This window comes from Megasphaera massiliensis, assembly GCF_036305205.1.
Classification (GTDB): Bacteria; Bacillota; Negativicutes; order Veillonellales; family Megasphaeraceae; genus Megasphaera; species Megasphaera massiliensis.
The window spans coordinates 97,892-121,455 of record NZ_JAXIXE010000036.1 but is presented as its reverse complement, the minus strand read 5'-3'; the positions used below and the strand labels follow the sequence as shown (position 1 = coordinate 121,455).

Below are 23,564 nucleotides of genomic sequence, written 5' to 3'. Positions count from 1 at the left end.
TAAGGTGATTTAATTGTTTTTTAACGGAAAGGTTTCCGTCCACAGCACATTCTTACCAAGGCTTACCAGCGGCGCCAGACATAACTGACACTGTGCTGAATGACCAGCAGGGCGGGAAATATTTCAATGCGGCCTAAAATCATTAAAAACCCGCAGTATACCTTCGTCCACGCCGGTAGCGATGCCACATCGGTGACACCAAAGAGGGCCATCGTCGAACCGACACTGGAGAGACAGCCGACGGCCATGGCCATGGCCTGAATCGGGGTGACGCCGGCTAAGGAAATGATCAGCATCGATGCAAAAAAGGTCATGATGACTAAAAAAAAGTAACTGAGGACGCGGCTGACAATTTTCATATCGACGGGAACGCCGTCTATTTTCAAAGAAACGACCATATGCGGGTGGAGGGTCCGCTGCAATTCCCGGGAGGTCATTTTAAACAGCACCATAAAGCGCATGACCTTGAGCCCCCCTGTGGACGATCCGATACAGCCGCCGATAAAGGCCAGTAAAAACAGGACATACTTATCAAATTCCGGCCAGGACTCCATCGACGTCGATGCAAAACCACTGGTACTGATAAAGGATAAGACCTGAAAAAAGCCGTAGCGCAGATTATCCCAGCCATCATAGACACCGTAGTGCCAGAGGTGGAAGGATACGACGGCACTGACGCCGAGGAACATCATCAAAAAATACCGCAGTTCGGCGTCGTGCAGAAAGATTTTCAGACTGCGCCGTTCCCAGCCCTTCCAGTACAAGAGGAAGTTGCCGCTGGCCAGGAGCATGGAAAGGGCCGCCGCCCCTTCGAGGGCCCGACTGTCATAGCGGAAAAAATCGAAGAGCGAATCGCCGCCGCTCGTCGACAAGGTCAGAAGGGCTTGATTGACGGCTGCCGTCGGCGAAAGGCCGGCCAGCCAATAGAGAAAGATAGAAAACATCGTAATGGCCAAATAGATGCATCCTACCTTTCGGGCTGCGTCCTGCATACTGGCCACCATAGGACTGAAAGACACGCTTTGATGGACCGATAAGGTCAGGCCGAAACAGCCGCTCACCAAGGGCATGACCGAAACCAGCATGAGGATAAAGTTTAAGCCCCCCAGCCAACCCATGAGACTGTGCCATAAGAGGAGCGACGACGGAAGGGCGGCACCGCCGTCGGCAAGAACGGACGTCCCCGTCGTCGTAAAGGCTGCTGCACTTTCAAAGAAAGCATCGGCCGGCGAGGTAAAGACCCCGGCAATAAGGTACGGCACCATCCCCAACAGGCTCAATGCCAGCCAGACGAGGACCATATACCAGGCACCCTCGCCGGCCCCGACCTGGCGCTTATGATGGCGGCCGCGATAGAGGCAAAAAAACGCTAAGGCCACGGCGGCGATGAGGGAAGGCCCGAAGTATAAGAGTCCCCTTTCGCCCCAAAGAAGGCCGGCTGTCAAAGGAATGATCAGGCTCAGTCCGTTGACCAGGATGATCCTGCCGACGAGATAGAACAAGATATGTCTGTCCATGCTACTCCCTGCCTTTAAAGTACTGCATGACCTTTTGCGAATGTTCTGTCTGACTGAAGAGGATGATGCGGTCGCCTTCCAAGAGGACCGACTGGCCGTTCGGAATGTACGCTTCCCCGTCGCGGACATAGGCGCAGATCAGGCATTCCTTGGGCAGGCTGAGATCCATCAGTCGTTTGCCGATGACCGGTGCCCCTTCCTGGACGATGACTTCGACAGCTTCAGCCTTGGCTCCTTCGAGGAGAGAGACTGATACGACGCCGCCCCGGGCAAAGGCCAGGACTTCACCGGCCGACAAGAGCCGCGTCGATAAGACGATATCAACGCCGACTTTTTCCATAAGTCCGCCGTATTCGATACGGGATACGCGGACGATGGTCTTCTTAGCTCCCAAGTGCTTGGCAATGAGGGCCAGCATCAAATTCAGGCGGTCGTCGTCGGTCAGGCAGATGACGACATCGGCATCGGCAATCCCTTCCTGCTCTAAGAGGTCGATATCGGTCCCGTCGCCGTGGATGGCCAAGCCGTCATCCATCAGTTCAGCCACTTGCAGACACCGTTCATGGTCCTTATCGAAAATCTTGACCTGGAAGCCTTCTTTATCCAGCATGGGCGCCAAAAAACGGCCCGACCGGCCGGCCCCGATGATGATGACCCGCTCGATGGTTTCGATATTGCTGGGCACAAAATTTTCACTGAATTTTTCAATGGCCTTGGCATCGCCGATAAAATAGGCATTATCGTGCGGATAGAGGCGGTCGTCCCCGTGAGGAATGATCATGCGCTGGTCGCGGAAAATCATGCCGACCAGGACTGACGGCGGCATATTCATATTCTTAAAAGGCACGTTGACCAGCGGCGAATGGCGGGTGATTTTGGTTTCAAACAGACGGACCTTGCCGTTGGCAAAATCTTCGACGTTGAGTGCTGCCGGCGTCAGGAGAATCCGGTTGATTTCACGGGCCGTAATCATTTCCGGATTGATGACCAGGTCGATATCAAAATTCTTTTTCAGATAATCCTTGGCCCCGGTCAGGAACTGCATGTCGCGGATGCGGACGGCCGTGTATTTAATGCCGTGTTTCTTGGCTAAAATACAGGTTACCAGATTGACTTCATCCGTCGCCGTGCAAGCGACGAGGAGGTCCGATCCGTGAATATCGGGATCATCCATCGTAACCGGACTGGCACCGTTGGCCAGAATGGTCAATACGTCGAGGGTGTTGCGGACGACCTCCAGTCGTTCTTCATCATGGTCGACGACGACGATATCAAATTGTTCATGCGATAACAGCTCGGCAATGCTGTAGCCCAGCTTGCCGGCCCCTACGACAACTATGCGCAAAGGAAAAACCTCCTCCTAAGAATCACATTAACAGCCCGGCGAAAGACGAAACGTCGGAAAGGGACAGTTGCTATATCTGCCCTCTTTCCCTTCAGCCTATGCTGTACCGGCCATGGCCAGAAGCGCCAAGATGGGCGTCATCTTTTCGGTATTCATGGTCATGGAAAAGGCCGAACGGACGGCGCCGCTCTGTACGTCGTACCACACTTCTTCATAGGTCATGACAAAATCATAATCCTTGTCTTTCGCTCGTTTTCCCGTAAGGCGGCGGACTAAAACGGCTTCACAGCCCTTATCCCGAGCCGCTTTCAAATTCTCTGCCAAGGATTTTCCAGAAGCCCCGTATAAAGGATGGATGCGATAGGTCAACTGATTGTCGGCAGCCTGCCTCATATACGGCACATCGCCGGAAAGAGCGGTATCGACGGTCACGGCCAGTGGCAGGACCCACGCAGAAGGAGTCGCCGCCCGGACCTCATCGGCCGCCAAGGGATGCCCCAAAGAGGCTTCATAGGCCCCTTTAGCATCGTAATAATGGCGCAAAGCCGCATCGGCATAGCCGACAATGTCATGGGCAAAGCGCTGCACCGACGGCGCACTGTCCCACACCGTTTCCTTGGAAAATTGGCTGTATGTCCCATCGACGGTCTGTAAAATGCCCTTCACGGGATCACCGGCCATGACGATGCGGTCTACGTGAAGGAGGGGTTCATACGTCTCATTAAAGGCTGAATTGCCCACTGCCGGCGCACCGAAAGTGACAACCTGAATCTGCGGCAGGCCTTCATCATAGAGGCGGGCTGCCGCCAAGAGGGCCGCTGCCCCGCCGAGGCTGTGGCCGGTCAAAGTCACGTTTTGCGATGCCGCGTCGGCTTTTAAAGCCTGTTTCAGCGTCGTCCCCTTATACGGGGTATCGAGGAGGCTCGTCGTATAATAGGAAAATCCGGCATGGACTTTCCGCAAATCGCCCGTATCCCCCTCTTTATAAGGAATCGAGTGGAGATTCAAGTCGGATTTGACGTCGGCCAAACTTTCCGTCCCTGTGACGGCGACGAACGTGTCCCTGCCCTTACGAGCCAGGCTAAATTTCGACTCGGACTTATCGTCTTTTTGTATCCGAGAGTCAATATCCCAACCGCGGCGGATCAATTCCTGACGGGCAGCTTCACCGGGCTTATCGTCATAAGAGGCCATAGACAGCCAGGCTGACAGGACTTCTCGGCGTGCCTGTTCATATCCTTCCTGCGGCGACGACGCCAGAACCGACAAGGCCGTCAGCACGAAACAAAGCGATAGGATGAATACTTTTTTCCCAAACATGGCCTTCCCTCCTTTTAGGTCGCCTAAGCCCGCTTGTTATCACGGTGCATACGATAAAATAGAGAATACTTCCCGATTGGGATGATCTGAGGCTTCAAAATAGAGGGTCCGCTTCAATTCCCGCTCCCATTCGGCCTTGCGTTTCTTATCCTTTAAGAGGGCCAAGACGTCCGGATGGGCTTCGATGAGGACGTCGCCGCGAAGCTGGTGATTCGCCGCCATATGACGCAGGCGGCGGATGATCTGCAGGACCACCGTTTCAGCCGAATAGAGGTATCCCGATCCGCCGCAGACGTCGCAGGGATCGAACTGTACTTGGTACAAGCTTTGGCGGGCTTTTTTGCGGGTGATTTCGACGAGGTTCAAGGCCGTCATGCCGAGAACCCGAGTCTTAGTGCAGTCCATGGCCGTTTCACGGATCAAAATCTGCAAAATCTCATCGCGTTTCAAAGGCTGGGCCATGTCGATGAAGTCGATGATGATGATGCCGCCGATATCGCGCAGGCGCAATTGGCGGGCGATTTCGATGGCTGCTTCTTTATTGACGTGAAAAATCGTATCCTGAAGGGTCGTCCCGTTGCCCGTATACTTGCTGCTGTTGACGTCGATGACGGTCAAGGCTTCCGTATGATCGATGACCAAGTTGCCACCCGACGGCAGGGGTACGATGCGTGACATCAGGCCTTTCAGCCCTTCTTCGATGCCATAGTGTTCAAAAACCGGCTCGTCCCCTTCGTAGAGGCGGATACGGCTTTGCCACTGCGAACCGGGAAAGACCTGACAGATGCGTTCATAGGCTTCACGGCTGTCGACGACGACTTGTTTGACGTCGGCCGTAAAATGGTCGCGGACCATGCGCATGACCAAATCGGCTTCGCGGTACAAGAGAGTCGGCTTCTTGGCCAGGGCGTAACGCTGGCGGATACTGTCCCACGTCCGCAGCAAATACTGAAGGTCGCCTAAGAGTTCTTCCCGTGATACGCCCTTGGCGACGGTGCGAATGATAAGGCCCATGCCGTCCGGCTTTATTTCAGACACGATGTCGCGCAGGCGATCCCGCTCCTGTTCATCGCGGATTTTTTTCGATACGCCGATGTAGTCGACGGTCGGCATCAATACAGCATAGCGGCCGGCCAAACTGACATTGGCCGTCGCCTTCGGTCCTTTCGAGCCCTGTTCGTCCTTGATGACCTGGACTAAGACCGACTGGCCGACAGACAGATGCATCTGCTGGATTTCTTCTTTCGTCGCCGCTCGAGGAAACATATCCCCCATGTAGATAAAAGCATTTTTACGGCGGCCGATATTGACGAAGGCAGCCTGAAGGGACGGCAGAATATTTTGGATTGTGCCTTTATAGATATGATTGACGATATGCATGTCATCGTCGCGTTCCACCGCGAAATCGCGAAGACGACCATCTTCGAGGATAGCCATGCGCGTTTCTTCGGGCATGACATTGCCAACGATCGTTTTCATCGTGTCACTCCTCCTTGTAAATGGCTGCCGAAACGTCCTTCTAAGACCGATTATTTCACCAATAAGACGGCGAAATACCCGGTCTCTTCTGCATCGGCAGCCTGTTCATATATTTTCTCGCCGGAAAGTCCGCAGCGCTCGATCATCGCCGTCCGCTCGAGGAGGCCCAATTCTTTCAGTTCATCCTGGATGGGTCCCAATTTTCCCGACGGTTTCATGATGACCTTACTGCCCGGGAGAGCCAGCAGCTGCCGGCGGTTTTTATGGTTGCCGGGAATGATCAGCAAGGCCTCGTCTTTTTCGCACAACGGCTGCTGCAATTTAGCGGCCACGGCACAGAAGCTGGGCACACCGGGGACGATGGCCGTTTCATAGCCGGCGTCCCGAACGAGGCGGTGAACGTAAATGCTGGTCGCATAGACCGTCGGGCAGCCGAGGGTAATGAGGGCCACGTCCCGGCCTTCATCGAGTTCAGATCGAATCGATTGAGCCGCTTTTTCATGGGCCCCGGCCAGGACTTCATCCTTACGGGTCATGGGAAAATCTAAGGTGAGGACTTTTTTCTCGGACAGGCTGAGATCGCTGCCGTCCAAGGCTTTAAGCAAGATATCTTTGGCCGTCAAAGGGCCGCTGCCGCTCTTGGGAACGGCCAAGACGGGACAAGCCCCGATGGTTTTCAGCGCCTTTAAGGTCAACAGCTCCGGGTCCCCCGGGCCGATGCCGACGCAGTACAGTTTACCTTTCATCATAGCCCTCAAAAAGAGACGCCGTCTTGCCGTCGTCTTTACGAACGAAGATTCCCGTCCGCCGGGCCAGCATCATATCGGCATGAACGGGAAGATTAAAGTCCTTTTCAAGGACTTCCCAAACCTGAATGGGCTTGATGGCCCCTTCACTCGTCTGATAGATGCCGACTGTCAGATAGACGTCGCCGTCTTTGACATTCCCATGAATGGCGTCGATGACGTGATCTTTGACTTCGATGGTGCGCACGCGATGCTTCCCCTTATGGGATACCTTTTCATAGAGGACCGATGGGGCCTCGTTGAAGCGCTGCAAAATCGCATTCAGCCCGTCTTGGCTGAGGTCTTCCTTCAAAGGCCCCCGCAGGGTATAGACAGCGTAATTGGCAATGGCCATCAACTTCGGCGCCTTAGGGTCGACATAGCGGCCATCGAGGACGGCAAAACCCTGGGGCGACATGGCGTTCATCCGTTCCATGACGTCGGGAACGGGAATCTTTTCGGCAAGTTCCATGTCGAGATATTCAATATCGGCCGACACACCGACGCCGAGGGCCGAGGCAAAACTGAGTTTCATATGGGGGTTGAAGCCTTCGGAATAACAAATGGGAAGCTTAGCCCTGATGATGACGTAGCGCACGGCCCGGGCAAAATCGAGGTGCGACAAAAACTGCAGGGCCCCGTCTTTCTTAACAGCTAAACGTATTCTTGCCATGAGCGTCCCCTGCCTTTCTATCGATAATCGAAACGCCCAAATTGGGGCAGACACCGCAGCCCGTACAGGACAGACGGCGGCAGTCATGGGTCAGTTCGGCTCGTTCGGCCCTTCTCCATTCCTGCTTCAAATAATTTTTCGCAGCTCCGCTGGTCAGGTGATCCCAGGGCAAGGCCTCATCGAGGCTGCGGTTTCTGGCCGCATAGTAATCGGGATCGATGCCGGCCAATTCAAAGGCCTTCATCCAGCGGTCATAGTCGAACATTTCTGTCCAGCCGTCGAATTTGCAGCCCAGTTTCCAGGCTTCGTAGAGGACCTTCCCCATGCGGCGGTCGCCGCGGGCAAAGGTCGCTTCCAGGCGGCCCGTCTTGGCGTCGTGGTAGTGGTAAGAAATGTGCTTATCGCGAATGAGTCCCTTGATGTACTGCTGCTTGCGCTCGATTTCTTCGATGGGAAGCTGACCGAACCACTGGAAAGACGTGTGCGATTTGGGAACGAAGCTCGAGACCGAGACCGTCACCTTGCCGTTATTCTTATGGGTAACAGAACGGTATAAGTTCAGGACTTTATAGGCGAGATCAGCAATGCCGGCCAAGTCTTCATCCGTTTCCGTCGGAAGGCCCATCATGAAGTAGAGCTTTACCGTCGACCAGCCGTTTTGGAAGGCATTCTCACAGGCCGAGAGGAGATCTTCTTCAGTGACGCCCTTATTGATGACGTCGCGCAGGCGCTGCGTCCCTGCTTCAGGGGCAAAGGTCAGGCCGCTCTTACGGACCTGCTGGACTTTCTTGGCGATGTCGACGGAAAAGCTGTCGACGCGGAGCGACGGCAGGCTGACGCTGACCTTCTGACCCTTAAAGGCGTCGAGGAGCTGATCGACCAGTTCCGGCAAACAGGAATAGTCGGCCGAACTCAGGCTCATGAGAGAAATTTCATCGTAGCCCGAGTTGGCCACGATGTCTTTGGCCAGTTTTACCAACTGTTCCGGCGTCTTTTCCCGAATGGGACGGTAGAGCATGCCGGCCTGACAGAAACGGCAGCCCCGGCTGCAGCCGCGGAAGAGTTCGAGAACGGCCCGGTTATGGACGATGTCGATGTTGGGAACGATTGGTTTGGTCGGGAAAAAGACGTGTTCCACGTCGGCGACGACACATTTTTCGATTTCGGCCTTGGCTTCCGGTTCCGTCGGCACCAGGGCTTTAAAGTTCCCCTCTTCGTCGTACTCGGCGTCATAGAAGGCCGGGACGTAGTTTCCCGGCTGCTGAGCCAGTTCTTTCAAGAGCCCCTTCTTGCCGCCGGGCTTTCCGCCTTCTTTCCAGGCGATGATCGTATCAGCCAAGAGCTGCGTCGATTCTTCCGATTCGCCGAGGAAAAAGATATCGATGTAATCGGCCAAGGGTTCTGCATTATACGCACAAGGACCGCCGGCGGCCACTAAGGGCATATCGTCGCCGCGGTCTTTGGAAAAAATCGGCATTCCGGCCAGATCGAGCATATTTAAGATGTTGGTAAAACTCATTTCATATTGAAGGGTAAAGCCGACCATGTCGAAATCGCGGACGGGCGTCTTCGTTTCCAACGAAAAAAGCGGGTAGCCTTTGGTCCGCATGAGGTCTTCCATATCCGGCCAAGGCGCATAGACCCTCTCGGCAGCCACATCAGGCCGTTCGTTGAGCAGGGCATAGAGGATGCGCAGGCCTAAGTGGCTCATGGCCACTTCATACACGTCGGGAAAACAGTAAGCAACGGTCAGTTTGACCCGGTCGTGGTCTTTTACGACGCTGTTCCATTCCCCGCCGACGTAGCGGGCCGGTTTACTGACTTTGCTCAATAAAATCGGATCTATCTCCACAGGATGTGACAATTCATTTCCTCCTTCAGGAATCGCTAAAAGATCATCGTCTGCTGACGCATGTAAATACTCAATAAAATACCCATGCCCATCATATTCGTCGTCAAGGCGCTGACGCCGTAACTCATGAAGGGCAGCGGAATCCCCGTGACCGGCATAATACCGCAGGTCATGCCGACATTGACCAGGATCTGGAAGGCCCACATGGATACGACGCCGGTGGCCAGCATCATGCCGAAGGTGTCCTTACATTCCTTGGCAATCATGATACCTCGGTAGATGAGGATAAAATAGAGGAACAAGAGAAAAATACAGCCTAAAAATCCCAGTTCTTCCCCGATAACGGAAAAGATGAAGTCTGTGTGATTTTCCGGCAAAAAGTTCAATTGGCTCTGCGTCCCCTGGAACAAGCCCTTGCCAAAGAGCATGCCCGAACCGATGGCGATCTTGGACTGGATGATGTGGTAGCCGGCCCCGAAAGGATCGGCGTTAGGGTTGAGGAATACCGTAATACGAGACTTTTGGTAGTCCTTCAGAAAGTGCCAGCCCACCGGTGCCAGGACGATGCCGGCCAAAAAGACGTTGCGCAAAAGAGACATCTTGATGCGGCCGACAAAGAGCATGCCTAAAGTAATGGCCAAAAAGACGAGACTGGTCCCCAGGTCAGGCTGTTTCAAGACCAAGAGGAAGGGAATCCCGACGTAAAGGCCGATGGGAAGCACCTGCCGCCACTTATTGAGCTGGCCGACGCGGTCGCTGAGAATGGCTGCCGTGCAGATGATCATGATGAGTTTCGAAAATTCTGACGGCTGCAGGGTAATCGGCCCTAACTGGATCCAGCGCTGGGCCCCGAGAGCCGACGTACCGACGAACATGACCGCCACCAGCATCAGTAAGTTAATGACATATAAGGGTTTGCCGTACTTCTTTAACTTGGTGTAGTCAAAGCGGCTGAAAAAGATGACGATCATGAAATCGACGACAAAGGCTACGCCTTGTTTAATGACGAAATCATAGTTGATCGCCCCTTTATTGATATGCGTCGCACTGCCGATAATAGCCAGGCTGATGCAGACGATGAAAAAGCTCACCAGGAGCATAACTTTATCTAAATTCTTCCATTCACGTTTAATAAACATTTCCCTCTCCTATCGACGATGATGGCGCCAATTCCGGCATTCCTGCCGGCGGCGCCGCACCGATAAGCCTGATTCGGCAGCGTCTCCGCCAGAGCGCCGCGGCAGCAGGCTTGTCAGCCCGGCTTCATCAATAGCCGTCCCCTGTTCAAGCCAGTCCGCCGTAGCCGACAAGGCCTTCATGAAAGGCAGGCTGTCTGAGGCTTCGTGAATCAGGCCCTGACTGGCCGCCTGATCGATGCCCTCGTCGTGAGGCAGGATCCCGGCGACGGTCTTTACGCCAAGCGTCGATTTCGCCGAGGCTGCCGAAATGACACCGTCGGCGTAAAAATTATTGAGAATGACGTCGTAGTGAAAACGTTTCTGTTTCGTGCAATACTGCATGACCCGTCCGGCATCGTGGAGTGACGACGGTGACGGTTCGACGACGAACAGAATCTGGTCGGCCAGGGCCGTCGCCGCCCGATAGGCCTCATCGCGGCCCGGCGGGCAGTCGACGAAGGCGTAGTCGTATTCACCGGCCAAGGATTCCAAGACGTAGTGAAAAGACGGCACATCGACCTTTTCCCAAGTCCGCTTCTGACTGGCCGGCAGGACGTCGAGGCCGGGACAGACCGACACCAGGGCCTGTCGGGGCAGACATTTTCCCCGGGCAGCCTGACTGGCGTCGTAACGGACGGCATCGCCTACGCCAAAAAGCAAATCGAGGTTGCGCAGTCCCATGTCCGCATCGGCAGCCAGCACCCGATAGCCGCGGCGCTGGAGCAGTACGGAAAGAGAAGCTGTAATCAAAGTTTTGCCGACGCCTCCCTTACCAGAAGCAATCGCGATGAGTCGAGACATGGAATTACCACCCTTCTTAAAGTACCATTAGTTATTGTTCGGGTCAGCCGTCTGGCCGCTGCTGTTGGCCTGATTCGACGCTGCCGGCGTGCCGCTTGTATTCTTCGCTCCGTCGGCATAAGTACCGATGTGGAAGAATTCTTCCAGCATGGAACGGACAATCGGGCCTGCCGAAACGGACCCGAACCCGCCTTGTTCTACCAATACGGCAATGACGATACGCGGATGTTCATACGGCGCATAGGCGACGAACCAGCCGTGGTCCGTACCGCCGAAGTTTTCTGCCGTCCCCGTTTTACCGGCGACCTGGATAGGGAAACCGGCAAACAAGGAGCCTGCTGTCCCTGATTCTTCCGCAACGTTGCGCATCCCTTCGCGGACAAGGTCCAGCGTCGATTTGGAAACCGACAGGGTCCCTATCTGTTCCGGCGCAAAGATCTTATACGGTGTCCCGTCGAGATTGTCAATACGGCTGACGATAAACGGCCGGTACTGAATCCCGCCGTTAGCCACTTCACTGACGATCATCGCCGCCTGAAGGGGCGTAACCAACTGGAAGCCCTGGCCGATAGCGGAGTTAAATGTATCCCCTAAGTACCAGTCTTCGTGGAAGGTCTTCATTTTATATTCTTCACTGGCGACAAGACCCGTCGCTTCGCCGCGAAGGGCGATGCCGGTCTTCTTGCCCATGCCGAACATGCTGGCGTATTTTGCCAATTCATCGATGCCGACGCGGCGGCCCATTTCATAGAAATAGACGTTATCGGACTTTGCCAAAGCTTCGACGAAATTGATCCAGCCCAAGGCTTCGCCGCCGGCGTTACGCATATCGACGAGCCAGTGGCGCCCACTGTCGAAGATCATTTCATCAGGCGTAACTTTTTTGAGTTCCAAGGCGGCCGAACCGGTAATGAGCTTAAAGGTAGAACCCGGCGGATATTCACCAGCAATGACCCTGTTTTCCATAGGATGGTTAGGATTATCGTTAATCATGGCCCATTCTTTTTCCGTAATGCCCCGCGTAAACCAGTTGGGGTCATAGGCCGGTCGGCTGGCCATGGCCAGAACGGCTCCCGTATTGGGGTCAATGGCAACGGCGGCTATGCCGTGAGTACCGACGCCGTTGGCAATCTGGCGGTCCATAGCCTGTTCCGTCGCTTCTTGTAAATTAAGGTCCAAGGTCAGGTGCATATTGTGGCCGGCCACCGGTTCTTTTCGTTCCATTTCCGTGACCGGACTGCCGGCCGCATCGACTTCGACCTGACGGCCGCCGTCCTGACCGCGCAGGAGATCGTCGTAATAGGCTTCAAGGCCGGCCCGCCCGATTTGGGTAATATTGGAGACGCCTTCCACGCCTTCGAGCCGTTTGGCATCTTCTTCGTCGATTTGACCGACGTAGCCGAAAACCTGCGCCGCCATCGTTTTATAGGGATAATAGCGAATCGGCTGGACTTCGACAGAAACGCCGGGCAAGTCGTTGCGCTGTTCTTCGATTTTCGTGACAATATCCTGCGTCAAATCATTGGCCAGGACTGTCGGCACGTAAGAACTCTTTACCTTTTGAATCTTATCGCGCAGCTTGTCTTCCGGTACGTTGAGGATACCGGCTAACTTGGCCAGTTCCTCGTCGCTCATGCCGCCTTTCGGCGGTACATAGGTCGCCATGAAACTGGGCCGGGAACCGACCAGAATCTGGCCGTTGCGGTCATACATGATGCCGCGCATGGCGGCAATGGGGATGGCCCGCAGGCGGTTCCCTTCGGCCAGGGAATGATAATATTCACCGGCAAAAAGCTGTAAATAGATAAGCCGGCTGACGAGAATCACAAAAATCGCGATGACCACCCAGTAAAGATACCGGAAGCGGCCGTCTTGATTTTTCTTTTTTAATAACGCTTCAAGCATGTATCTGTGTCTCCTTTAGTTACCAGCGATAGCCCGGAAAGCCATAAAAGGTGTCGGACCGGCGCAGGCGCCAGACGACATGGTCCACGGGCAAGGCCAAGATTCCGTGATAAACGAGTACGGGTATACTGAATTCCAATAAGTACGCCGCCACATTGATGTACTGGCCGGCCAGAAACAGGAAGCCGCAGGTCAGGATGAGACCGGCTTCCGTCGCCCCGAGGACGATGAGCAGGGTCAAGATCCACTGATCCTTATCGATGTTGCGGCCGAGATAGCTGCAAACAAGGGTGACAATGAGATACACCAAGAGGTGCAGGCCAAAGAAATTGCCGATGATGACGTCCTGGCAAAAACCACCCAAGAGAGCCGTTGCAATGCCGACGCGCTGGCCGTGATGGAGGCCCATGAGGACGACGAAGACGAAGATCAGATTGGGCTGGCTTACACCGTTAAAGATAAAAGGCAAGACCGCAGCCTGCAGGATAAAGACGATGAAGGCTGTGATGATGCAGTTCAATTTCTTCATAACGCAGCGGCTCCTTTAATGCCTTCCACCTTGTCGCGATTCGTCTGCGGAACGAGTTTCGGCGTGACGTCCGGTTTTTCATAAGAGCCGGTATCGGCCGATTTCAAGATGACGAAGACTTCTTCTAATTTCGAGAAATCGACGCCGGGACGAATGACGGCATATTTTACGAAATCATTTTCATTCTGATGGATCGATACGATGGTGCCGATATAGAGTCCCTTCGGATAAATAGAGCCGAAGCCCGACGTGACCAAGGTATCCCCTTCAAGGATATCGGCATCTTTGGCGATATTGACGAACTGCGGTTCCGTCGGCACATTGCCGTTGCCGCGGACGACTGACGATACCCGCGATTCCGGCCGCTGAACGATGGCCCCGATACTGGTCCGGGGGTCGGTCATGAGCTGTACCCGCGACGAATGAGGATAGACGTCGCTAATGAAGCCGACGACACCGGCCGGCGTAATGACGGGCATATTCTTTTCAACGCCTTCGCCGCTGCCGACGTCGATGATCATGGTATTGGTCCAAGTACCGTAATCACGGGAAATGACGGAACCGGCCAACAGTTGATACTGGTTATGGCTCGATTTAAAGTCGAGGAGCGCCCGCAGGCGGTCATTTTCAGCGACGACTTCATCGTAGTCGACGGTCCGGCTTTTCAGGTCGGCATTTTCTTTTTCCAGCGATTCCCATTCAATGCGGTTCTTCAAACTGACGTCGACGATGTGAATATTGGAAGCGAGGACATTCATGATGCTGCTGGCCCCATATTCAAAAGGCGACATGATCGTCATCAGAGGCTTCGTAATAAAAGGCAGGGAATCGCGCTGGCGCCAAGCCCAGCCTACGACAGCAATGATGATGAATAAGACGAGTACGAAGACGACGCTTCTTTTACCGAACGAAAACAATTTTAAAATCTCCTCCTATATATGCGCTGCGCCCCTTCAATGAGGGCCGATAACTTATCACGATCGTTGATGGCAATCCCCGTGCCCCTGGCAACGGCCAGTTCCGGATCGGCTGCCATCAGGACGGGAACGCCCAATTCCTGCGTAAAGAACTGATCCATCCCTTTGAGCTTGGCGCCGCCGCCGGTGAGGACGATGCCGTGTTCCATGATGTCGGCAGCAAGCTCGGGCGGTGTCTCGCGCAGGACGTCTTTGACGACGTCGAGAATCTTCACTAAAGGCTTACCGATGACATGATAGAGTTCACTCGACTTGACGGCCACTTCACGCTGAAGCCCGTCGTCGAGACCGCGGGCCAGGAAATAATAGCCCCTATCTTCAAGGGGCAGGACGGCCGAACCGTTGGTGACCTTCATCTCTTCAATAGTCGTATCGTCGGTGACAACGTCGTACTGGTAGCGCAGATAGTCGCGGATAGCCGCATTGAAATCAAGGCTTCCCAAGTGAAGTGACTTGGAGACGACGATGCCGCCGAGAGACAGCATGGCCACATTGGTCGTACCGCCGCCGATGTCGATGACCATATTGCCAACCGGATCATAGACCGGCAAATTGACACCGAGCGCCGCCGCTGCCGCCGTTTCAATGACGAAGGCTTCTTTGGCACCGGCCTGATACACCGCTTCCATGACGGCTCTTTTTTCGACATTCGACGCAGCCGACGGCACGCCGATCATGATGCGCAGCCGCTGAACGCTGCGGACACACTTGCTGAGGATATAGCCCAGCATCGTCCGCGTTACACTGTAATCGGCAATGACGCCGTGTACGAGCGGGCGATGGAGCTTAACCGTCTCCGGTGACCGGGACAAGAGGTCCTCTGCCGACCTTCCGACGGCAATCATCTTACTGTTTCGCTCGTCCGTTGCCATGACCGACGGCTCAGACAAGACGACGCCCCGGCCTTCCACATAGACCTGGACCGTAGACGTCCCTAAATCGATGCCTATATTTTTAGTTAATGGAGAAAAAATCGAAGCCATAACAAATAATCCCTTCTATTCCTTTCATATATGCTGTCATACGTAAACAGCCATTCATTGCTTATTTTACCACATAGCGCAAACTTTCGCATTAGCAAATTTCCATAGAATAGAGAAACGGGACCGCCCTTTGGGGGACAGCCCCGTTTGATTCATAACCCTTATATTTTGCTGTTACTACGCCTTTAACCCGGCACGCTGGAGGGCCATGACAATGGGCGTAACAATCAGGCCGGAAACGACGGCTTCGGGAATTCCGTTGACAGCCGTAATGCCGAGCATGATGTTAATGACGTTCATGAAGGGAATCCCTTGGGCTTCGGCATAAGGAACACCGACGAGGGCCGTAAAGGAACCCAGGAAGAGAACCGTATGGATCACCGTCGTCACGACAGCCGTCACAGCTACGCGCACCACTTCGCGCGTCTTCAAATGACGGTACAATTCATAAGCAATGAGGCCGATAAGAATTCGCGGTACAATACAAATAAAGGCGTCGGCAATGACGTTGTACTGCACGGCAAACAAGAGCAGCGCACTCGGTGCCTGCAAGGAACGGATAAAGGAAAAAATCCCAAACATAAAACCGACGATCATCCCGACCTTACGGCCTGCCGACAGACTGCCGATAATCGTAGGAATATGAAGAATCGTCGCATTCATGATGACCAGCGGAATGAATCCGTACCCGGTAATTCCCAAAAAAATCGTAATAGCCGATAAAAAAGCGGCAATGGTCAGCTGACGAATCGACAGAAATGTCGGCTGGCCCGGTGCCTTTTGATGTACCATGATACTCCCCCGTTCTCGTTCTTTCTCCAAGATACAAGTCGCGCATATAAAAACACGGCCGGCCTCCGCCAGTATCAGTCCGATTCCGGTACCCATCCGACGTTAAAGAAGGACCTGCCTTTGTGTCATGCGTAGTATAGCACACTGGGAAGGCCTTGACAATAGGTTTTTCAAATATTGTGAATTTTTGCACGAATATCTCCGGAAGAGACAATTTCCAGTTGACCGACAGCCAAAAAACGTGATAAAATGGACGGGTACTTGCGAGTGTGGCGGAATGGCAGACGCACCAGACTTAGGATCTGGCGTCTTACGACGTAAGGGTTCAAGTCCCTTCACTCGCACCAATAGGACAACCATGCCGTTTGAGCGTGGTTGTCTTTTTTTGTTTGAACGCCTAAAAAGGCAAAATCCTCACACAATCCTCACAGCTAAATATGCCTAAATCAGTTTAACTCATTTAGTTTTTATATCTTATATATACAATCATATATAAGATAATAGAGTCTATTCATGACGAACAAAAAGTATACTTAGGAATGAATAGCTCTTGTGAACGATCTGCCCACAAGAGCTCCCCTTTACGGTTCAGGTCCGTACAGTCGTTCCATACCGGCACGGGTCACAAGCCATATTCGTCCTGCTTTCCTTGCTTCATTTGAATTAAATCGCGGAAGAGCTTTCTTGTATCCAGAGCAGGCTTGTTGTATTGTAATGGGAGCTTTTCCCCATCTTTCTGCCGCTTCCGCCGCCGTCATAACCTCATCTAATGGATTCATCAAAATACCCCCACAACTTTAAGAAACGCTATTATTGAAATCACTAAGGCTGCTATACTGATATATTTCGTTGCTTTCATTTTATCAGATGTGCTATACTGATGTTAAGCAGGAGGCCCGCCCTTCACGAGAAGGGCGAACCCGTTAGCTTATTTCTCTAAACCTTGTATCAGTAATATAATCGCGGTTGCTAGCTGGATTATTGCTGTTATAAGGTTTATTTTTTTACTAGTACAACCCGCCGGTTAAGCGTGGTTGTACTTTTTGTCGCCCCATGGTTACGCAAAAAAGCAGAACCCATCTGCTGCATCCTAAGACGGGTACCCCCCCTTTATATTACCATATTATATATCGACCCATTTTAATCAGAATTATGCATAACGCTTTTTAGGCTGCTTAGCCTGACGAAAAATTTCATCACAAATCAGAAAAACTTTTCGTCCCGTTACTTCTTTTAAAATTCCCTTCTTCTCCAATACCAAGACAGGTAATCCGGTTGGTATTCGCTTTCCATGCTTGTTTTCAAAGAGAGGCGTGTATACCGTATAGTCCTTCCACGTCCCTGTTTTTTCAGCTACATCAAATCCTATTTCTTTTACATATGCATTTACACGATCTAACGACATATCATCACCTCATTTTAATCGTCGTGAAAAACACGCTCACGATTCGGGATAAGCTTATTATCGATTCAACAAACAACGAATGCCCTTTTCATTCTGAGAAAACGCCTTTCACGACAGCATTTCCAGCATGAAGAAAGCGTTTTATGTTATGCGTGCTTTATTCTATTTTCATATACCATTGGCAGGGTCCGCCTTCATCAACCTCTTTTGGCTTCCCATAAGGATCTGGGTAGATGATGCAAGTACTAATCAATGGCTTCCCTTCTGAAAGCAAACAGGTAGGACAGTACTTATAATCCGGCTGCGTACAGCCGCACATAAAGGGTCCGGTCACATTTCCCGGCATAAGCAGCATCTCCATTCATGATAAATTCTTCTAGTCTATCTTCATGTACCATTCGCAGGGCCCGCCTTCGTCCACTACTTTCGGCTTTATAGACGTACCCGGATACATCATGCAAGTGCTCAACAAAGGCTTACCTTCTGCAAATACACAAGTCGGGCAGTACTTATAATCCGGTGGCGTACAGCCGCACATAAAAGGTCCCGTCACATTTCCCGGCATAGGCACCACTCCTTTCTGTCCATAAGCCCGTCCCGTTCACAAAACAAAGGCAGTATAGCCACTCTGAACGGTCTCCAAAAGCGAAAGCACTACGTCTAACGTCAGAATACGCTCTATTCATGGCAAATGCTTTCATTCTATCTTCTGATACCATTCGCAAGGCTTACCGTTATACACATGATTCGGCTTGAGCATCATCCCTCCCGGATACATCATGCAAGTACTCAACAAAGGCTTCCCTTCTGCAAATACACAAGTCGGGCAGTACTTATAATCCGGTGGCGTACAGCCACACATAAAGGGACCGGTTACATTTCTCCCGGCATAGGCAACATCTCCTTTTGAATTACCTTAAGTATACTATAAAAATCCATGCTATGTTCATTAATGAAAAAATATTAATAATAAATATAGAACATTATTGATACATCATAACCACCTGTGCAGCCGGTAGAATACCGACTTCGCCATTCTGCTAGATAGACCTACCACCGCAACATTGCTGTTACGGTGGTAGGTCTAACTTTTTGGGATCACATCAACACGGGGCTCTTGTTTTGTCTATATGTCTTACTGCCCGTAATCGGGTCGATGTATTGTTCTCTTTTACATCATTTTCCTTGAATGTCGATGATCACATATTCTGACCGGGTTCCGGTCTTGAATTGGATGGCCCAATCGGAAATGCCGGAGGTCACGATAAAATTCGTGTTTCCTCGCTGCTCAAAGCCATAGACATTATCCTCTCCTCCGATATGGAACCAGCGCATGAGCTGCCCCATGGGGATCAGTTGTCCGCCGTGGGTATGGCCGGACAGCACTAGGTCTACGCCGGCTGCGGCCTCGGCCTCATAGTCACTGGGCTGATGGTCGAGGACGATGGTATATTTATCTTTGTCCAGGTTCTTTGTCAAATCGGAAATAGCAGCACGACCGCCGCCGAAATCTTTTTCCTCGGACGCATCCTGCCGCCCGACCAGATAAAAGCGGTCGTCGATCAAGACGCTTTGGTCCTGCAATACGGTCACGCCGTTCTTTTGCAGTTCGGCAATGAGGTCATCGCCGTCGTATCCGCGCTGCCCTTTGGCGTAGCGTCCCTTGTCATGGTTACCAAAGACGTAATAAACACCGTAGGGTACATCAATTTGGCCCAACGCACGGCTGGCAGCAATCATGTCTTCCTTACGGGTCCCCTCATCTACGAAGTCACCGGCAATGACAACGACATCCGGTTTCTGTTCTTGAATCCGAGCGATATGCGCTACCAGCCCTTCGCCGTCAAAGGTCGTTCCCACATGAGAATCGGCCAGCAGTGCCACGCGGAGGGATCCGACAGGTTTTGTCGTGGTCACGGTGTAGTCCGTCTGCCAGACATGATTGGCCTGGACAAAGCCGACTGCCAGATAAAGGACGGTAACAAGGACGGCAGCCGGGCCCGCATAATGTCCCTGAAAGGATTTCTTTCGACGTTTTTGAAGACCCCATTGAATCAGGGCCGCAACGCCCCAGAACACGGCCAGGTGCAGCAGCACAATGACGGTATTCATATAACCCCAGACTTCCCAAAGGAGGGCCGAGGGCACCAAAATCACAGCCGTGCTGATCAGCCAGCCTACGGCCTTGTTCCCACGGGACAGGGCTGATACGAATCGAAGTTTATGTACACTGTAGATCAGAAAGTATATCCCGGCGAGGCACAGCAAAAACAGCCCGCCGAACAGAAGTCCCCAAAGCACAGTCAATCATCACTCCTTCACAGGTCACTCTCAGATATCACTGAATGTAATAGAAGGGCCCTTTCCAGGTCCTTCATGGCCGTCGCGCAGACCGTCACATAGCGCTCGGTCAGGGATAAAAGTTACTTTACTTAAGTCCTTCATCGCTTAGCGCTCGCTGTCCCGCACCTTAGGAGTATGCGCTGCGCCTCACGCCGCCCCTCGTCGGTAAAGTGGATGTCTTATTCCGCCGATTTCCCGGCATCTCCCACACCCGAATCCAGCCCTTTTATAACAGGCCGTTACAGCCGCATTGACGGTTTGAATGAGAAGAAAGCACGGCTCGCAGAACATCTTTGGAATACAGCTTTCGATTCCGTAAAGTGCGAAAAGATTAGTAATTTTCGTACTATTTTAAAATAGTGGACTTAATTTGTCAATAAATAGCCCTGCGCTTTCATAAGCCTTCTAATATCAGATATGAATGGAAATTTCTATAATTCGCTTACGCACAAGGAAAGGCAAAAGGGCCGACACCATGTCAGGTATCGGTCCTTTCTCGTTGCTACTTATACTGTTTCTTTCCGTCGAGGATCATCATGTTGTCCAGTTTCGGGAGGATTTCCAGTTCCCGGACTTTTTTATCGAAGTCTTCCGGCGGGAATTCTTCCACGGAGATGGTGATGGCTTCTTCCGGGCAGCCCCAGGTTTTTAACAGGACGTCTCGGATCTGTTCGACGACTCGTTTTTTCGTTTCTTCGTCTTTGGGATAGGCTTTGATAGCGATGTAAGGCATTTTTTCCTCGATTCTACAGTTATTTTAATCGTTCGCATGAACGTCAAAGGCACCGAGAAGCCTTTCGGCAACGCCGGGGGCATCGGGATCGTGACGGCCTTTACCCGTGTCGAGGGCGCGCATGGCCTTCATTTCTTCATCCGTAAGGGCAAAATCAAAGATGTCCATGTTGCTCTTCATGCGGGCCGGTTTGGTCGTCTTCGGGAAGATGATGGCTCCGTCCTGGTATTCAAAGCGCAGAATGACTTGGCCGGCATCTTTGCCGTGAGCTTCAGCAATCTTAGTAATGATTGGTTCGCTAAAGAGCTGCGGGTTGCCCTGTCCGAGGGGCGCCCAGGCTTCGAGATAGACCTTATCTTTGGCCATGATGGCTCTGATTTCTTTCTGCTGGAAGTAGGGATGAAATTCGACCTGGTTGACCGAAGGTACCGTATCGAACTGGGGTACGAAGGAGTTCCAGATCTTCGGCGTCATGTTGCTGACCCCAATGGAGCGGATCTTACCGGCCTTTTTCGCTTCTTCCATGGCCTTCCAGGCACCGGGGACGTCGCCGTAGGGCTGGTGGATGAGGTATAAGTCGATATAGTCCAAACCGAGTTTGCGAAGGGACGTGTCGATTCCCTTCTTAGCGGCTTCATAGCCATAGTCCTGGAGCCAGAGTTTACTGGTCACGAAGATGTCTTCCCGGGGAATCCCACTGTCGCGAACGGCCTTGCCGACTTCGGCTTCATTGAAATAGGCCGCTGCCGTATCGATGTGGTACAGTCCCAAGTTAAGGGCTTCCTTTACGGCCTGATAGGTGCTGCCGTCAGCCGGAATCTGGAAAGTACCGAAACCAAAGGCCGGAATTTTTACGCCATCATTTAAGGTTACGCTTTCAATCTTTGTGGTCATCATGATCCATCCTTTCTAAAAAAATATCTACAGTAAAGGAAAAGCTCCCACTCAGCCTGCCGTTAACAGACAAGGAAACTTTCCGTTTTTCTTATAACATTACGCCAAGTACGGCGCCATCAACCCAGGCAGGAAGATGCGGCAAAACTCTTTGGTCCGCCATTCGAGGCTGTACGCACCGCCGGACATATCCCAGCAGAGCATTTGACCGTAGAGGACGTCGACCAGGGTATGAGCCAGGACAGCGACCGGTGCGTCGGCTTTGACCTCGCCTCGTTCGATTCCATCCAGAATGAGACCGGTTACGGCATCGATATCGACGTAGACCTTGGGTTTATCCTCTCCGTCGTCGACCAAATCGGGATCGACCGTATTGCGCACCCATTCCTGGCAGAGCTTCAGGCTGCTCTTTTCAATATAGCCTGAAAAATTAGTCATAAAAAATACCAACCGGGCCATGAAAGGTCCGTCAAAGGCCTTGGCCTTGTCTAAAATTTCTTGATACATCTCACGGCTCAAGGCATAGATGATATCTTCTTTTCGTTTAAAATGGGTGTAAAAGGTACCGCTGGCCACGCCGCAGGCCTTGGTAATTTCAGCCACTGACGTGTTGACCATCCCTTTTTCACAGATGATTTTCTTGGCCGCATCGAGGAGTTTTCGCCGTGTCTCAAGAGCCGCCATCTGTCGATTAGTCATACATATCACCTCAAGCTTTTTGGGATGAACTCATTGTATCATATACGCTGAACTAAAGTCAATGAATTTAATTCAGTGAAATATATTCATTGACTTTAGTTCAGTTCTAAATATGGTCTTCCCCTTCTCTTCAGACAGACAGATTCCCAAAAGAAAACCTCCATCAGCTCCGTTTCAAATGCGAGCTGACAGAGGTTTTCGGCTGCAAAGCCGGTCAACTCGGCTTATTCACGATTCAAAAAAATATGAAGGGATTATACGGAAGCCAGGGAAATCATATAATCATCCGTTCCGCACGGTTCTTTCTTCAATTTTCCTTCCGAAAGATAAGGCGTTAACCACGACTCTAAAACCGCCTTCGATTCAAAAGAAAAAGCACAGCGAATCTCTTCCGCCGCCAGCCTTCGGTAATCGGTCAGCATCCGGTACAGGTGTTCAATAGAAGCATCGGGCTTTACAGGTTCTATCGTTCCCCCGCTCAACTTGCGAATGCGGGATACATAGTCGGCAAAGGTATAGTATCCGCCAAAGGTCTCTTCCTTACCGGAAACGGACAGGGTCACCGTCGGGAAAACCTGGACCTTGGCTGCAATGGCTTCGTCGACATCGCTCCAAAAGGCCTTTTCCGCTTCGCCGCTCTTGAGAGCTTCACGATAGGCATCCATGGGTAAGCCGAAGTCTTCTGCCAGTGTCTCTAAGACGGCATAGTCGCCGGTAACAGCCCCTTCGGTCATGGTCGCCTCGCGGATGCGGCGCAGGAAATAATCGGCCTGGTCCGGTGCTGCTATCTGGGCCGCTTTGTAGGCGATGTTCTGGGGGAAGGACGAGTTGAAGCGTTCTGAAAACAAATGATACTTGTCGACGGCGACGGGCATATGATGGACCGCCGTCGATTCGGCCAGATGCTCGCGAAGCTGGACGTTGATGACGTCGGCATCTCCGCCGCCGATACCGTTTTCTTCATCATTAAAGTCACTCAAATCGCGGACCATGCCGCCCATGACATAGCGAATGGAAAAGAGATTGGGATAATGGGTTTCCATGGCCCGAAAGACTGGCTCTGTGCCCCAGCACCAGACACAAACCGGGTCGCTGTAATTGGTAATCACAATAGGTTTCATAGCGTACTCCTTTCATCTTGTTACTCATCCATTTCCATCAAGCAGGATAAGTACCTCTATTCGCCTGCTGACAAGGATGATAAAAATCGTATAGATTCTCTTCTTAGGCCGATTATATATCGCCGCCTCCATAATTTCAACAGACGGCCATATCAATTAATCATTACGTTATGTTTTCTCCATGCCGAAAAAGCACCCCTGCCTCCCCGACGCTTGGCTACAAGGCCGGTTAT

Annotated in this window: 21 protein-coding genes and 1 tRNA gene; 1 reads left to right on the top strand and 21 read right to left on the bottom strand. The window is 52.3% G+C overall.

All coding sequences use genetic code 11. The annotated features are described in order from the left end of the window. Positions 1-62: 62 nt before the first annotated feature. The 14 genes from UCI88_RS07385 to UCI88_RS07320 all read right to left on the bottom strand — a co-directional run bounded on the left by UCI88_RS07385 (position 63) and on the right by UCI88_RS07320 (position 16,166). The gene (locus UCI88_RS07385) at positions 63-1,517 is read right to left on the bottom strand and encodes a TrkH family potassium uptake protein (RefSeq protein WP_044503691.1); all 1,455 of its coding nucleotides are present in this window, start codon (positions 1,515-1,517) and stop codon (positions 63-65) included. A 1-nt stretch (position 1,518) separates the two neighbouring features. Beyond that, entirely contained in the window at positions 1,519-2,862 is a 1,344-nt protein-coding gene (gene trkA / locus UCI88_RS07380) for a Trk system potassium transporter TrkA (protein WP_225069359.1), read from the bottom strand. A gap of 96 nt (positions 2,863-2,958) precedes the next feature. Beyond that, a complete protein-coding gene (locus tag UCI88_RS07375) occupies positions 2,959-4,182 on the bottom strand; it encodes a lipase family protein (RefSeq protein WP_256179263.1) in 1,224 nt (407 codons plus the stop codon). 39 nt (positions 4,183-4,221) lie between these two features. After that, positions 4,222-5,661, bottom strand: a complete 1,440-nt coding sequence (locus UCI88_RS07370) for an Rne/Rng family ribonuclease (RefSeq protein WP_044503688.1) — start codon at positions 5,659-5,661, stop codon at positions 4,222-4,224. A gap of 50 nt (positions 5,662-5,711) precedes the next feature. Continuing rightward, a complete protein-coding gene (cobI, locus tag UCI88_RS07365; protein WP_256179264.1) occupies positions 5,712-6,410 on the bottom strand; it encodes a precorrin-2 C(20)-methyltransferase in 699 nt (232 codons plus the stop codon). Further along, positions 6,397-7,119, bottom strand: coding sequence for a TIGR03936 family radical SAM-associated protein (locus UCI88_RS07360; protein ID WP_256179265.1), 723 nt, complete (start codon positions 7,117-7,119; stop codon positions 6,397-6,399). Before UCI88_RS07360 ends, cobI begins: the two co-directional genes overlap by 14 nt. Further along, entirely contained in the window at positions 7,094-8,983 is a 1,890-nt protein-coding gene (locus UCI88_RS07355; protein WP_256179266.1) for a TIGR03960 family B12-binding radical SAM protein, read from the bottom strand. Before UCI88_RS07355 ends, UCI88_RS07360 begins: the two co-directional genes overlap by 26 nt. Positions 8,984-9,006: 23 nt before the next feature. Then, positions 9,007-10,110 (bottom strand): rod shape-determining protein RodA, encoded by a 1,104-nt coding sequence (gene rodA, locus UCI88_RS07350; protein WP_044503684.1) that lies wholly within the window; start codon positions 10,108-10,110, stop codon positions 9,007-9,009. A 9-nt stretch (positions 10,111-10,119) separates the two neighbouring features. Beyond that, a complete protein-coding gene (locus UCI88_RS07345; protein ID WP_256179267.1) occupies positions 10,120-10,950 on the bottom strand; it encodes an AAA family ATPase in 831 nt (276 codons plus the stop codon). A gap of 27 nt (positions 10,951-10,977) precedes the next feature. Next, on the bottom strand, positions 10,978-12,855 hold the full coding sequence (gene mrdA, locus UCI88_RS07340) for a penicillin-binding protein 2 (protein WP_256179268.1): 1,878 nt from the start codon (positions 12,853-12,855) through the stop codon (positions 10,978-10,980). A 19-nt stretch (positions 12,856-12,874) separates the two neighbouring features. Beyond that, a complete protein-coding gene (gene mreD / locus UCI88_RS07335; protein ID WP_044503681.1) occupies positions 12,875-13,384 on the bottom strand; it encodes a rod shape-determining protein MreD in 510 nt (169 codons plus the stop codon). Beyond that, on the bottom strand, positions 13,381-14,301 hold the full coding sequence (mreC, locus tag UCI88_RS07330) for a rod shape-determining protein MreC (RefSeq protein ID WP_044503680.1): 921 nt from the start codon (positions 14,299-14,301) through the stop codon (positions 13,381-13,383). The genes mreD and mreC overlap by 4 nt, the downstream gene beginning before the upstream one ends. A 2-nt stretch (positions 14,302-14,303) precedes the next feature. Beyond that, a complete protein-coding gene (gene mreB / locus UCI88_RS07325) occupies positions 14,304-15,344 on the bottom strand; it encodes a rod shape-determining protein (RefSeq protein ID WP_044503679.1) in 1,041 nt (346 codons plus the stop codon). 177 nt (positions 15,345-15,521) lie between these two features. Further along, a complete protein-coding gene (locus tag UCI88_RS07320) occupies positions 15,522-16,166 on the bottom strand; it encodes an ECF transporter S component (protein ID WP_287770147.1) in 645 nt (214 codons plus the stop codon). A 233-nt stretch (positions 16,167-16,399) separates the two neighbouring features. Between UCI88_RS07320 and UCI88_RS07315 the strand changes: the two genes are divergently transcribed. Further along, positions 16,400-16,483: transfer RNA gene (locus tag UCI88_RS07315), tRNA-Leu, on the top strand. 234 nt (positions 16,484-16,717) lie between these two features. Here UCI88_RS07315 and UCI88_RS07310 read toward each other — a convergent pair. The 7 genes from UCI88_RS07310 to UCI88_RS07280 form a co-directional block, all read right to left on the bottom strand. Beyond that, positions 16,718-16,915: a helix-turn-helix domain-containing protein gene (locus UCI88_RS07310; protein ID WP_256179270.1), complete on the bottom strand. Its 198-nt coding sequence runs from the start codon at positions 16,913-16,915 to the stop codon at positions 16,718-16,720. 371 nt (positions 16,916-17,286) lie between these two features. Continuing rightward, complete coding sequence (locus tag UCI88_RS07305) at positions 17,287-17,541, bottom strand: hypothetical protein (RefSeq protein ID WP_044503675.1); 255 nt, start codon at positions 17,539-17,541, stop codon at positions 17,287-17,289. A gap of 1,176 nt (positions 17,542-18,717) precedes the next feature. Continuing rightward, entirely contained in the window at positions 18,718-19,842 is a 1,125-nt protein-coding gene (locus tag UCI88_RS07300; protein ID WP_044503673.1) for a metallophosphoesterase, read from the bottom strand. 544 nt (positions 19,843-20,386) lie between these two features. Then, the gene (locus tag UCI88_RS07295) at positions 20,387-20,617 is read right to left on the bottom strand and encodes a tautomerase family protein (RefSeq protein ID WP_256179271.1); all 231 of its coding nucleotides are present in this window, start codon (positions 20,615-20,617) and stop codon (positions 20,387-20,389) included. Between the two features lie 24 nt (positions 20,618-20,641). Continuing rightward, a complete protein-coding gene (locus UCI88_RS07290) occupies positions 20,642-21,514 on the bottom strand; it encodes an aldo/keto reductase (protein ID WP_044503671.1) in 873 nt (290 codons plus the stop codon). Positions 21,515-21,610: 96 nt separating this feature from the next. Next, entirely contained in the window at positions 21,611-22,210 is a 600-nt protein-coding gene (locus UCI88_RS07285; RefSeq protein ID WP_044503670.1) for a TetR/AcrR family transcriptional regulator, read from the bottom strand. Positions 22,211-22,464: 254 nt separating this feature from the next. Further along, positions 22,465-23,331: a DsbA family protein gene (locus tag UCI88_RS07280; RefSeq protein ID WP_256179272.1), complete on the bottom strand. Its 867-nt coding sequence runs from the start codon at positions 23,329-23,331 to the stop codon at positions 22,465-22,467. Positions 23,332-23,564: the final 233 nt, after the last annotated feature.

Coding starts and splice junctions, on each gene's coding strand:
- UCI88_RS07305 (WP_044503675.1), bottom strand. CDS start 17,541: ATGTCGTTAGATCGTGTAAATGCATATGTAAAAGAAATAGGATTTGAT.
- UCI88_RS07280 (WP_256179272.1), bottom strand. CDS start 23,331: ATGAAACCTATTGTGATTACCAATTACAGCGACCCGGTTTGTGTCTGG.
- mreB (WP_044503679.1), bottom strand. CDS start 15,344: ATGGCTTCGATTTTTTCTCCATTAACTAAAAATATAGGCATCGATTTA.
- cobI (WP_256179264.1), bottom strand. CDS start 6,410: ATGATGAAAGGTAAACTGTACTGCGTCGGCATCGGCCCGGGGGACCCG.
- UCI88_RS07385 (WP_044503691.1), bottom strand. CDS start 1,517: ATGGACAGACATATCTTGTTCTATCTCGTCGGCAGGATCATCCTGGTC.
- UCI88_RS07370 (WP_044503688.1), bottom strand. CDS start 5,661: ATGAAAACGATCGTTGGCAATGTCATGCCCGAAGAAACGCGCATGGCT.
- UCI88_RS07360 (WP_256179265.1), bottom strand. CDS start 7,119: ATGGCAAGAATACGTTTAGCTGTTAAGAAAGACGGGGCCCTGCAGTTT.
- UCI88_RS07295 (WP_256179271.1), bottom strand. CDS start 20,617: ATGCCTTACATCGCTATCAAAGCCTATCCCAAAGACGAAGAAACGAAA.
- rodA (WP_044503684.1), bottom strand. CDS start 10,110: ATGTTTATTAAACGTGAATGGAAGAATTTAGATAAAGTTATGCTCCTG.
- mreD (WP_044503681.1), bottom strand. CDS start 13,384: ATGAAGAAATTGAACTGCATCATCACAGCCTTCATCGTCTTTATCCTG.
- UCI88_RS07285 (WP_044503670.1), bottom strand. CDS start 22,210: ATGACTAATCGACAGATGGCGGCTCTTGAGACACGGCGAAAACTCCTC.
- UCI88_RS07345 (WP_256179267.1), bottom strand. CDS start 10,950: ATGTCTCGACTCATCGCGATTGCTTCTGGTAAGGGAGGCGTCGGCAAA.
- UCI88_RS07290 (WP_044503671.1), bottom strand. CDS start 21,514: ATGATGACCACAAAGATTGAAAGCGTAACCTTAAATGATGGCGTAAAA.
- mrdA (WP_256179268.1), bottom strand. CDS start 12,855: ATGCTTGAAGCGTTATTAAAAAAGAAAAATCAAGACGGCCGCTTCCGG.
- UCI88_RS07375 (WP_256179263.1), bottom strand. CDS start 4,182: ATGTTTGGGAAAAAAGTATTCATCCTATCGCTTTGTTTCGTGCTGACG.
- UCI88_RS07310 (WP_256179270.1), bottom strand. CDS start 16,915: ATGAATCCATTAGATGAGGTTATGACGGCGGCGGAAGCGGCAGAAAGA.